The organism is Pseudomonas sp. GW821-FHT10C09 (assembly GCF_059415465.1).
Genome location: NZ_JBWKNG010000024.1, coordinates 100,667 through 112,479 on the forward strand (window position 1 = coordinate 100,667; position 11,813 = coordinate 112,479).

The window sequence follows — 11,813 nt, forward strand, 5'->3', positions numbered from 1 at the left end:
AGCTCGCTCGCCACTATGGCTCCACTGCATAGTCTTGACCGGACTGTCATCATTCCTGTCACTTACAGTCATTGCTGTCAGCCGTTGTCTTACGGACAATCAACGCCTGTTCTCGCTCATGGATTTGCCGGTATGTCGCAACAGATATTTTTCGCCCACGCCAATGGCTTTCCTTCCGGGACCTACGGCAAGTTGTTTGCGGCGCTGGCGCCCGAGTATCAGGTGACGCATCTGGAGCAGCACGCTCATGACCCGCGTTTTCCGGCGGACGACAACTGGTACAACCTGGTGGACGAATTGATCCATCACCTCAAGCAGCAGGCGGAACCGGTGTGGGGCGTCGGCCATTCCTTTGGTGGCGTGCTGCACCTGCACGCGGCGCTGCGTTGCCCTGAGTTGTATCGCGGCGTGGTGATGCTCGATTCACCGGTGCTGACGCGCGCCGATCAATGGGTCATCCGCGCCGCCAAGCGATTCGGCTTCATCGACCGCTTGACCCCGGCCGGCCGTACCCTGGGACGTCGCGAAGAATTCGCCGACCTCGAAAGTGCCCGTAGCTACTTCTCGGGCAAAACCCTGTTCCGCAGTTTTGACCCGGAATGCTTTGACGCCTACCTGCAACACGGTTTGCACAAGGTCGGTGACAAGCTGCGCCTGCGCTTTGATCCTGCGACGGAAATCAGCATCTACCGTGGCGTGCCCCACACCAGCCCCGGTCGCACGCGTCAGCTGCAAGTGCCGCTGGCGGTGGTGCGCGGGCACAAGAGCCGCGTGGTGATGCGTCATCACGCAAGCGCTGTCGGACGTATGCCGCAGGGTGAATCCCTGACGCTGCCCGGCGGTCACATGTTTCCTCTCGAACGTCCACATGACACGGCCACGCTGCTGAAAACCCTGTTCAGCCGATGGGACGGTCGCAGCCAAAAGGATTGCGCATGAGCAATGCCGTCGAAGAAGTCCGTCTGAGCCTGCCGCACATCGAGTTGGCGGCACACTTGTTCGGTCCTGAAGACGGCTTGCCGGTGATTGCGCTGCATGGCTGGCTCGACAATGCCAACAGTTTTGCCCGTCTGGCGCCCAAGCTCAAAGGCCTGCGCATCATCGCCCTGGACATGGCCGGTCACGGTCACTCCGGGCATCGTCCGCCTGGTGCCGGTTACGCGATGTGGGACTACGCCCATGACGTATTGCAAGTCGCCGAGCAACTGGGCCTCAAACGTTTTGCGCTGATGGGGCACTCCATGGGGGCCATCGCCTCGTTGATCATTGCCGGGTCGATGCCGGAGCGCGTCACACACCTGGCGTTGATCGACGGCATCATTCCTCCTACAGACAAAGGCGAAAATGCGGCCGAGCGCATGGGCATGGCCCTGCAAGCGCAGCTGGATTTGCGGGAGAAACAAAAACCGGTCTACAACACCCTCGATCGCGCCATCGAAGCACGCATGAAGGGCTTGGTAGCGGTCAGTCGCGAAGCCGCCGAGCTGCTGGCCCAGCGCGGTTTGATGCCCGTGCCGGGCGGTTACACATGGCGCACCGACAACCGCCTGACGCTGCCGTCGCCGCTGCGTCTGACCACCGAACAGGCCATGGCGTTTGTCCAGCGGATCAGTTGTCCGGCCAAACTGGTGGTGGCGGCCGACGGCATGCTCGCCAAACATTCCGAGTTGCTGGAACGTCTACCCTTTAGCCGTGAACAGCTGCCAGGCGGTCATCATTTGCACCTGAATGACGAAACCGGCGCCGACCTTGTCGCAGACTGTTTCAATCGGTTCTTCGCCGTTCCTTGACTTGCGCCGGGCAACTGTCGAGGCTGGGCGGGTTGAAATGGGAGACAACCATGATAGATCGCTCTACCGCTGCGACCCCGAATGGCCACAAGGTCTCTATCGTGCTCGAGAAACCCGGCCTGCCCTGCACGGAGCATGCCCCGGGTTTCGATAACAAGGAACGGAAGTTAAAAGGGGCCCAGGCCATGCTGATCCGATGAGCCTGTCCATGCGTTCACTCAGTCTGCTGGCGCTGTGTTGTTTCAGTCCTTTATCGTTTGCCGCTGATGTCCCGGGCAGTCAGGACTTGCCGATCCTGCCGCGCATGGAAGATGCGCAGATCGTTGATTATCGTCCGGCCGTCGAGCTTGAACGGATCTACCCCCTGGGTTCTATCCGCAAGATCAGCGGCCAGCTGCGCTTTGACGGTCAGGTCACGGCACGCGGGCAGACCACCTCGGTCACCTACGAGTTGCCGCCGGAGCATTCCTCCACCGAAGCCTTTACTGCTGCGCGGGAAGCCTTGCAGAAGCAGGGCGCCGAGTTGCTGTTCTGGTGCCAGGCCCGCGATTGCGGCGAAAGCAGCCTGTGGGCCAACGAAGTTTTCGGCAACGCCAAACTCTACGGTGCCGACGATCAACAGGCGTATTTGCTGCTGAGACTGGCGGCGCCACAGGACAATTCGCTGGTGGCGCTTTACAGCATCACGCGCGGTAACCGCAAAGCCTACCTGCATGTCGAGCAATTCGACGCGGCGGCGCCGTTGGGCGACTTGTTGCCGACGTCCGCCACTCTGCTGCGTCAACTCAAAAGCACTGGTGAACTCGATTTCCCGAAACTGAACGCTGATCCCGACGACACGTGGCTGCGTCTGATTTCACGCGGACTGAACCTGGACACCACCTTGCGAGTCAGTGTTTCCGGCACCAAGGCTGAGGCCTGGCGTCAGGCATTGATTGCTCAGGGTGTGCGAGCGGCGCGACTGGAAGCCGGCACCGTCGAAGGCTCTGGCCTGCACATCGAGCTGTTGCGATAAGCTGCACAGGCGAATGCGCGCGACGCGTTCGTCTACCCTTTGTTGACTGACTTTTTGAGACTTTACATGCCCAATAACGATCGGCTGTTGGTGCAGATTCTGCTCCTGGTGCTGTTTGGCGCGAGCTTCTGGGTGATGGCGCCGTTCTGGTCAGCGCTGTTCTGGGGCGCGGTGCTGGCGTTTGCCAGTTGGCCGCTGATGCGTTTGTTGACCCGTTGGCTGAATGGCCGTGAATCCCTGGCGGCAGCGCTGCTGACCCTCGGCTGGATGTTACTGGTAGCCGTGCCGCTGGTATGGCTGGGGTTCAACCTGGCCGACCATGTGCGTGACGCCACGGTGTTTATCAAGGATGTACAGGTCGAAGGCCTGCCGCAGGCGCCTGACTGGCTAGGCAGTGTTCCCTTGGTAGGCGCACGGCTGGTGGTGATCTGGAACAGCATCGATGAGCAGGGCGCGGCAATGATGATCTCGCTCAAGCCTTATCTGGGTCAGGTCGGTAACTGGCTGCTGGCGCGCAGTGCGCAGATTGGCGGCGGGATTCTCGAGCTGACGCTGAGCATCGTGTTTGTGTTCTTTTTCTACCGCGACGGCCCGCGTCTGGCGATCTTTGTTCATGGTTTGCTGGAGCGTCTGATCGGTCAGCGCGCCGGGTATTACATTGATCTGGTGGCGGGCACGGTACAGCGGGTGGTGAACGGTGTAATTGGTACGGCGGCGGCGCAGGCCGTGCTGGCACTGATCGGGTTCCTGATTGCCGGGGTGCCGGGCGCCTTGGTGCTGGGCATCGTGACCTTCCTGCTCAGCCTGATTCCGATGGGGCCACCGCTGGTGTGGATTCCGGCCACGGCGTGGCTGGCCTGGAAAGGCGAGTACGGGATGGCGGTGTTCCTGGGGATCTGGGGCATGTTCATCATCAGTGGCGTCGACAACGTGCTCAAGCCGTACCTGATCAGCCGGGGCGGGAATCTGCCGTTGGTGATTGTGCTGTTGGGGGTGTTTGGCGGGTTGATTGCGTTCGGGTTTATCGGGCTGTTTATCGGGCCGACCTTGTTGGCGGTGGCGTACAGCTTGCTGACTGACTGGAGCAAGAGTCAGGCGCGGGTAGAAGATCGCCGGCCTTAAAGTTTTGTATTGAGGCTTAAGGCCCCTTCGTCGGAACGCCGCCCGGAGCAAGCTCGCTCCCACACTGGATCTGTGTCGTTCACAAATCCCCTGAAGGAGTGAGCCTGCTCGCGATAGGGTCGCTGCGGTCTACCGGGCTTGACGCTTGGCTCAGGTAGCAACGTTCAGGTACTTGCCCACCGTCGCCACGTTATCGAGCGAATACTGCTTGCTCAGATTGGCGATCATTTTGTGCAGCGCCTCGTTGACGTTGAACTGATCGGTCGAGCTGTCACTAGTCTTCTCACGGCCTGCTTGCAACGCTGCTGACAATTCATCACTGCTGACACCGCCGCTGCTGTCACTGTCCAGTGCCTTGAGCAGTGCGGCGCTGGTGTCGGTGCTGGTCGATGACGTGCTGTTGCTCGCCTGCAGCGCACTGCTCAGTTCGGTGGCGGTCACGCTGCCATCGCTGTCGGTATCGAGCTGGCTGAACAGCTCCTCGCTGGACACCTGCTGTGGTGGTGGCGGCGGAGGGGCCAGGCTGGCGGCGAGTTCGTCCTTGCTGACGGTGCCGTCCTGGTTCTTGTCCAGGGCCGAGAAGATTTCCTTGCTGTCGGCAGTGCTGTCGGCGCTGGTCAGGCCGGTACTCAGTTCGTCGCTGCTGATGGCGCCGTCACCGTCGGTGTCCAGCGCGCTGATCATGGCATCGGCGAGCTCAGTGCTGGGTGGTTGATCATGTTGCGGTGGTGGCGGGGCCATCGCGGCCATTTCTTCGCTGCTCAGGTTGCCGCTGTTATCGCTGTCGAGGTCGGCGAAGTTTTTGCTCAGGCTGACCAACAGGCCGTCGTCGGATTTTTGCGACAAGGCACTTTTCAGCTCGTCCTGATCCACCGCGCCGTCGCTGTTGGTGTCGAGCTTGGCCAAAAGTTCTTTCTGGAACTGCTGGTTGCGGGCGGTGTTGGATGTGGTGCTGCTGGTGCTGGTATAGCTCGTGTAGTTGCTGACGCTACCGATCATTGTGCTCACTCCCTGGAATGGAAAACCGGTGGGGACACCGGCTTATGCAGCCTCAAGGGGCAAGGTGTCGTGGGTATGTGAGGTTTGTACCGGTCAGTACACACAGCTCTCATGCCTGGCATGACCCCTGTAGGAATTTATGTGTGGCTCAGGTGCGGGGCAGGTGAATGACGGCGGTCAAACCACCGCCGGGGGTTTCTTCCAGGCTCAATTGCCCGCCCAACCGTTCCGCAGCCTCGCGGGCGATGGTCATGCCCAGGCCGACACCGCCGGAGTTGCGATTGCGTGAACCCTCCAGCCGAAAGAACGGTTCAAACACCGCCTCACGCTTATCCGCCGCAATGCCCGGACCCTGGTCAATCACCCGGATCACCAGGGTTTCGCGACTGTCTTCGAGGGTGATCAACGCTTGTCCGGCATAGCGCAACGCGTTATCCAGCAGATTATTGATACACGAACGCAACGCCATCGGCTGGACGTGCAGAGGGGCGCAGTGGCCGCTGGCCTGCACTTCGGCACCCTGGTCCTGGGCGTTTTCACACAGCGACTCCACCAGCGCCTGCACGTCCATCCATTGCCGGGCCTCGCTGGTGCGCTGTTCGTGCAAATACGTCAGGGTGGCGTCGAGCATGCTGATCATGTCGTCCAGATCCTGACGCATCTGACCTTGCAGCTTCTCGTCGTCGATCTGCTCCAGACGTAATTTGAGCCGCGACAGCGGCGTGCGCAGGTCATGGGACACCGCGCCGAGCATCCGCGAGCGCTGCTGCACCTGTTCGATGATGCGTTTCTGCATCAAGTTGAAGGTGTAGGCCGCTTGCCGCGCTTCCCGTGGGCCCGACTCATCCAGTGGCGTGCTGTCGAGGTTTTCGCTCAAGCGCTCGGCGGCATCGCTCAGGCGCTGGATCGGCCGGCTCAGCAGTTTGGCGCCGTACCAGGCCGCAATGACCAGCGAGATCAATTGAAAGGTCAGCGGCACCAACGGCCCGCCAAACCATGGCCGAGGCGGGCGGTTTTCAAAGCGTGGGTCCATCGGTGGGCGCTGTCCGTCAACGCCTTGGGAAAACTCCGGCGGCGGTGGAGGAGGGGGCGGGCCGTAATGGTGAAACCAGGCAAATGCCAACAGGTGCGCAAGGAAGATCGCCAGCAACAGCACGCCGAACAGGCGGCCGAACAGCGTATCGAAGCGCGCACGCATCAGCCGATGTCTCTGGCGTCGAACAGATAACCCTCGCCGCGAACGGTCTTGATCAACTGCGGGGCTTTGGGGTCATCACCGAGTTTCTGGCGCAGGCGCGAGACCAGCAGGTCGATGCTGCGATCAAAGGCTTCAATCGAACGGCCACGAGCCGCGTCCAGCAATTGCTCGCGGCTGAGCACCCGACGCGGACGTTCGATAAACACCCAGAGCAGGCGGAATTCGGCGTTGGACAGCGGCACCACCAGGCCGTCGGCGGCAATCAACTGGCGCAACACGCTGTTCAGGCGCCAGTTGTCGAAGCGAATGTTGGCTCGCTGTTCGGTGCGATCATCGCGCACCCGACGCAGAATGGTCTGAATCCTCGCCACCAGTTCACGGGGTTCGAACGGTTTGGCCATGTAGTCGTCGGCGCCCAGTTCCAGGCCGATGATCCGGTCGGTCGGTTCGCAGCGGGCCGTAAGCATCAGGATCGGAATGTCCGATTCGGCACGCAGCCAGCGACACAACGACAAACCGTCTTCGCCCGGCAGCATCAAGTCCAGCACCACCACGTCGAAATGTTCGGCCTGTAGCGCCAGGCGCATCGCCGCGCCGTCGGTGACACCGCTGGCGTGGATGTTGAACCGGGCGAGGTAGTCGATCATCAGTTCGCGAATCGGGACGTCATCGTCGACGATCAGGGCGCGAATGCTCCAGCGTTTGTCATCGCCGGGCGCTTTTTGATCGTCGTTCAAAGGGGCTAGGGTGTTGTGCATGCGTGCGTTCATCTGCCAGAGAGGCTGCCAACCACAAAGATGGGCTGCGAGGTTGTGGCTTCAGCATAGGCGTCCGGCCCGGAGGCGGGAAGTGCTGTAAGGACGTGTTGCGGCTGCCGACGGTAGCGATGAAGGATGTTGTGAGCGTGTCATGAGTGTATCGGCCTCGACACAATTGGCCAAAGGACTAGTCTTGCCTGAGCGCCGATGACGAATTACCGATCATCGGGTCCCGCAGCGCCGCTGGTTCCGCTACAATGCGCGCCGATTTCGTCCTGCCTGAGAGCCCGCACATGTCCGTCTGCCAGACTCCTATCATCGTCGCCCTGGATTTCCCCACCCGTGACGCCGCACTGAAGCTGGCCGACCAGTTGGACCCGAAGCTGTGCCGGGTAAAAGTCGGCAAGGAATTGTTCACCAGCTGCGCGTCGGAAATCGTCGGCACCCTGCGTGACAAGGGTTTCGAAGTGTTCCTGGACCTGAAATTCCACGACATCCCGAACACCACCGCCATGGCCGTCAAGGCCGCTGCGGAAATGGGCGTGTGGATGGTCAACGTTCACTGCTCCGGCGGCCTGCGCATGATGGCGGCCTGCCGTGAAGTGCTGGACCAGCGTACCGGACCCAAGCCGCTGCTGATCGGCGTGACCGTGCTGACCAGCATGGAACGTGAAGACCTGGCCGGTATCGGTCTGGACATCGAGCCACAGGAGCAAGTGTTGCGCCTGGCCGCGCTGGCGGAAAAAGCCGGGATGGACGGTCTGGTGTGCTCGGCGCTGGAAGCCCAGGCCTTGAAGTCGGCTCACCCGTCGTTGCAACTGGTGACCCCGGGCATTCGTCCGGCGGGCAGTGCGCAAGACGATCAACGCCGCATCCTGACCCCGCGCCAGGCCCTGGACGCCGGTTCCGATTATCTGGTGATTGGCCGTCCGATCAGCCAGGCGGCTGATCCGGCCAAGGCACTCGCCGCGGTAGTCGCCGAACTCGCCTGAACACCGCTAACCCTGTGGGAGCGAGCCTGCTCGCGAAGACGGAGTGTCAGTCGACATCAATGTTGACTGATACACCGCTTTCGCGAGCAGGCTCGCTCCCACAGTGGTTTTTGGTGACTTCAAAAAATCGGGTTAAACCTTCAACACCAACTTCCCGAAATTCTCGCCGCTGAACAATTTCATCAGTGTCTCCGGGAATGTCTCCAGTCCATCAACAATGTCTTCCTTGCTCTTGAGTTGCCCCTTGGCCATCCAGCCGGCCATTTCCTGCCCGGCGGCGGCGAACTGGGCGGCGTAGTCCATCACCACAAAACCTTCCATGCGTGCGCGGTTGACCAGCAGCGCCAGGTAATTGGCCGGGCCCTTGACCGCTTCCTTGTTGTTGTACTGGCTGATCGCGCCGCAAATCACCACGCGTGCCTTCATGTTCAGTCGGCTCAGCACGGCGTCGAGAATGTCGCCGCCGACGTTATCGAAATACACGTCGACCCCTTTCGGGCATTCGCGTTTAAGACCGGCGATGACGTCCTCGTTCTTGTAGTCGATGGCACCGTCAAAACCCAATTCGTCGATCAGGAACTGACACTTGTCCGCGCCGCCGGCAATCCCGACCACGCGGCAACCTTTGATCTTGGCGATCTGCCCGGCAATGCTGCCCACTGCACCGGCTGCGCCCGACAACACCACGGTGTCACCGGCCTTTGGCGCGCCGACATCGAGCAGAGCGAAGTAGGCGGTCATGCCGGTCATGCCCAGGGCGGACAAGTAGCGCGGCAATGGCGCCAGTTTCGGATCAACCTTGTAGAAACCGCGCGGTTCGCCGAGGAAGTAATCCTGCACGCCAAGGGCGCCGTTGACGTAGTCCCCGACCGCAAACCCCGGGTTGTTCGACGCAACGACTTTGCCTACGCCCAGGGCGCGCATTACTTCACCCAAACCGACCGGCGGAATGTAGGACTTGCCCTCGTTCATCCAGCCGCGCATGGCCGGGTCCAGGGACAGGAATTCGTTTTTCACCAGAATCTGACCTGCCGCCGGCTCGCCGACCGGTACTTCCTGATAGGTAAAAGTCTCGCGGGTCGCTGGACCCACCGGACGTTTGGCGAGCAGAAACTGGCGATTGGTCTGGGTAGTCATGACAGGCACTCAAGATGAATGAAGCCTTGTTGATAGCCCTTCAAGCTCAATGCCGCAAGTTTGGCTGATGCGGCGAATGCACATCGATCCAGTGCAGTGATAGTTGGTACGGTCGTTCTATCACTGCCACGCATGGGCGCCCAACCGGCCACCTGATAGTGCTGCCGCGGCATGACCCTCTGTGGCTAGACTGAAACTACGAAATCCCCCGTACTCGAGGACATAACAATGAGCATGACGTTTTCCGGCCAGGTCGCCGTGGTGACCGGCGCTGCCAACGGTATTGGCCGTGCGACGGCCCAGGCATTCGCTGCCGAAGGGCTGAAAGTGGTGGTGGCCGACATGGACACCGCCGGCGGCGAAGGCACCGTGGCGCTGATTCGTACGGCCGGCGGCGAAGCGACCTTCGTGCGTTGCAACGTCACGCTGGAAAGCGATGTAAAAAATCTGATGGATGAAGTGGTGAACACCTACGGCCGTCTCGACTATGCCTTCAACAACGCCGGCATCGAGATCGAAAAAGGCAAACTCGCCGACGGCACACTGGATGAGTTCGACGCGATCATGGGCGTCAACGTCAAAGGCGTCTGGCTGTGCATGAAGTATCAGTTGCCTTTGTTGTTGGCCCAGGGCGGCGGCGCGATCGTCAACACCGCTTCGGTGGCGGGCCTGGGGGCTGCACCGAAGATGAGCATTTACGCGGCGTCCAAACACGCGGTTATCGGCCTGACCAAGTCGGCGGCCATCGAATATGCCAAGAAAAAGATTCGCGTGAATGCGGTCTGCCCGGCGGTGATCGACACTGACATGTTCCGCCGTGCCTATGAAGCAGACCCGAAGAAGGGCGATTTCGCCAACGCCATGCACCCGGTGGGTCGCATCGGTAAGGTGGAGGAGATCGCCAGCGCGGTGTTGTACCTGTGCAGCGACGGTGCCGCGTTCACCACCGGTCATTCGCTGGCCGTGGATGGTGGCGTTACCGCGTTTTGAAGTCATTCGCCGCTACGTAGGAAAAAGCCCGCACCTTTGCGGGCTTTTTTACAGTTCCGGGACGGGACTGCTCAATGTGTTTCAAAGGGTTAGAACCGAGGGTTTTGGCGGCTTTGTCGCACATCCCCTCCAGCGCTCCTGTGATTAACTGTTTCCCGCAAAACGGACAGGAGTTTGCTTGCTCATGGAATTGAGAATCGATCGACAGGCATTGGTGCCCGTCGTGCAGCAAATCGTCGACGCGTTGGCTGGCTGGCTCCGTCAGGAAGGGGTGCTGCCGGGGACGCGTTTGCCTTCAGCGCGGCAAATTGCACGGGTCAATCTGCTCAGTCAATCCAGTGTCGTCGAAGCCTGTGAGCGTCTGGTGACGCAAGGCATGCTGGCGCCGCGTCAGGGCACCGGTTTCATGGTTGCCCATCCTGCGCAGGGGGCTGGGCGGCGACAGGGTTGCCCTTGGTTCGAAGGAGCTGATGTAACGCAGAAGGGCCTGCCCGGTGAACTCCAGTTGGGCTGTGGCAGCCTGCCCGAAAGCTGGCGTGAAACCGACGACTTGAGCTACGCCATTCGCCAGGTGAGCCGCACCGACATGGCCGGTTTGTTCAGCTACAGCACGCCACTGGGTTTGCCTGCCTTGCGTGAGCAGATCCTCAAGCGTCTCCAGCCACTCGACATCGAAGTGGATGAGCGGCGGATTCTGACCACCACCGGGGCGACCCATGGGCTTGATCTGATCGTGCGTACCTTGCTCAAGCCGGGGGATTGCGTGGTGGTTGAAAACCCGGGGTATTCGCTGTTGTTCGATCTGCTCAGGCTCAACGGCATGACGATGATCGAGGTGCCGCGGACCCCGCGCGGGCCTGATACGCAGGTGCTGGAGGCGTTGCTGCTGAAGCACAGGCCCCGTGCGCTGTTTATCAATAGCTTCTACCACAACCCGACCGGCAGCAGCCTGGCACCCGCGGTGGCGCAGCAGGTGCTGCAACTGACCCGAGACCACGGTGTGCTGGTCATCGAAGATGACGTCTTTGCCGATTTGCACCGCGGCCCCGGCACTCGCCTCGCGGCGCTGGGGATCGACGACAACGTCATCTACGTCGGGAGCTACTCCAAAACCCTCAGCAGTTCATTGCGCGTCGGCTTTGTCGTCGCCAGTGTCGCGGTTGTTTCGCGACTGGCCGAGGTCAAGATGACCAGCAGCATGGGCGCCTCAAGGTTCTGCGAATCGGTGCTGGCTTGCCTCCTGGCCAGCGGCGCGTATCGCAAATTGGTCCAGCGTCAGCGCCAGCGCTTGAACACCGACAGAGAGGCCGCTTTGCAGATACTCGAAGATGCCGATTGGGAAGTTTTCGGCAAACCGGTGGGCGGGCTGTTCATCTGGGCGCGATCGCGAATGTCCGACTACGCTCAGGTGCGCACGCAGGCCCGACGCTTCGGTGTGTTGCTGTCTTCTGCCACAGCATTCAATCCTGGCGGTGAGGCCACGGACTGGCAGCGCATCAACGTGGCTTGCGCCTGTGATCCACGCGCCCGGGCATTTTTTCAGGCCACCACTCTGAATCGACCTCAAGCGTTCTGAAAACGACGCGGGCGTAGCTTTTTGCCATTATTCCGACGCCAGAGACTTGTGCTGGCTCAGGCCCGTTGCGAATCTGCGTCAACAGACTATGTCAGGGGACTAAGTGCAATGATTTCGGCCGTGCAAGGACGTTTTGCCAACCTCGGTATGGCAAAAAAAATGGTTCTTCACGGATTACCGGGAAAGACGCTCTTGATCTTCATGAAAAAGAATTCGCTATCCCGGTAACCGTACGC

11 protein-coding genes and 1 pseudogene are annotated in these 11,813 nt (G+C 60.7%); 8 read left to right on the forward strand and 4 right to left on the reverse strand.

What is annotated here, in order from left to right; translation table 11 throughout:
• Positions 1–132: 132 nt before the first annotated feature.
• From AC07N8_RS23445 to AC07N8_RS23465, 5 genes and pseudogenes are all read left to right on the forward strand, one after another.
• Positions 133–939 (forward strand): alpha/beta fold hydrolase, encoded by an 807-nt coding sequence (locus AC07N8_RS23445; protein WP_493145927.1) that lies wholly within the window; start codon positions 133–135, stop codon positions 937–939.
• Entirely contained in the window at positions 936–1,790 is an 855-nt protein-coding gene (locus tag AC07N8_RS23450) for an alpha/beta hydrolase (RefSeq protein ID WP_483841394.1), read from the forward strand. The genes AC07N8_RS23445 and AC07N8_RS23450 overlap by 4 nt, the downstream gene beginning before the upstream one ends.
• 50 nt (positions 1,791–1,840) lie before the next feature.
• Positions 1,841–1,966: pseudogene (locus tag AC07N8_RS23455) on the forward strand (thioredoxin domain-containing protein); the annotation flags it as partial.
• 32 nt (positions 1,967–1,998) lie between these two features.
• Positions 1,999–2,805, forward strand: coding sequence for a DUF4892 domain-containing protein (locus tag AC07N8_RS23460; RefSeq protein ID WP_483841393.1), 807 nt, complete (start codon positions 1,999–2,001; stop codon positions 2,803–2,805).
• 66 nt (positions 2,806–2,871) lie between these two features.
• Positions 2,872–3,927 carry an AI-2E family transporter gene (locus AC07N8_RS23465; protein ID WP_483841392.1) on the forward strand — a complete coding sequence of 352 codons (1,056 nt, stop codon included), beginning with the start codon at positions 2,872–2,874 and terminating at the stop codon, positions 3,925–3,927.
• Between the two features lie 150 nt (positions 3,928–4,077).
• Here the strand turns inward: AC07N8_RS23465 and xopAW are convergent, their stop codons facing one another.
• From xopAW to AC07N8_RS23480, 3 genes are all read right to left on the reverse strand, one after another.
• Complete coding sequence (gene xopAW / locus AC07N8_RS23470; RefSeq protein WP_493145926.1) at positions 4,078–4,926, reverse strand: XopAW family type III secretion system calcium-binding effector; 849 nt, start codon at positions 4,924–4,926, stop codon at positions 4,078–4,080.
• A 148-nt stretch (positions 4,927–5,074) separates the two neighbouring features.
• The gene (locus AC07N8_RS23475; protein ID WP_493145925.1) at positions 5,075–6,124 is read right to left on the reverse strand and encodes a sensor histidine kinase; all 1,050 of its coding nucleotides are present in this window, start codon (positions 6,122–6,124) and stop codon (positions 5,075–5,077) included.
• Positions 6,124–6,882, reverse strand: coding sequence for a response regulator (locus AC07N8_RS23480; RefSeq protein WP_483841389.1), 759 nt, complete (start codon positions 6,880–6,882; stop codon positions 6,124–6,126). The genes AC07N8_RS23475 and AC07N8_RS23480 overlap by 1 nt, the downstream gene beginning before the upstream one ends.
• A 293-nt stretch (positions 6,883–7,175) precedes the next feature.
• Between AC07N8_RS23480 and pyrF the strand changes: the two genes are divergently transcribed.
• Positions 7,176–7,874, forward strand: coding sequence for an orotidine-5'-phosphate decarboxylase (gene pyrF, locus AC07N8_RS23485; RefSeq protein WP_027924005.1), 699 nt, complete (start codon positions 7,176–7,178; stop codon positions 7,872–7,874).
• A gap of 132 nt (positions 7,875–8,006) precedes the next feature.
• Here the strand turns inward: pyrF and AC07N8_RS23490 are convergent, their stop codons facing one another.
• Positions 8,007–9,011, reverse strand: coding sequence for an NADP-dependent oxidoreductase (locus tag AC07N8_RS23490; protein ID WP_483841388.1), 1,005 nt, complete (start codon positions 9,009–9,011; stop codon positions 8,007–8,009).
• A gap of 228 nt (positions 9,012–9,239) precedes the next feature.
• On the opposite strand from AC07N8_RS23490, the gene AC07N8_RS23495 reads away from it, so the two are divergent.
• Positions 9,240–10,001 (forward strand): SDR family oxidoreductase, encoded by a 762-nt coding sequence (locus AC07N8_RS23495; protein WP_493145924.1) that lies wholly within the window; start codon positions 9,240–9,242, stop codon positions 9,999–10,001.
• A 184-nt stretch (positions 10,002–10,185) separates the two neighbouring features.
• Positions 10,186–11,577: an aminotransferase-like domain-containing protein gene (locus AC07N8_RS23500; protein ID WP_483841386.1), complete on the forward strand. Its 1,392-nt coding sequence runs from the start codon at positions 10,186–10,188 to the stop codon at positions 11,575–11,577.
• The last annotated feature ends 236 nt before the right edge of the window (positions 11,578–11,813 follow it).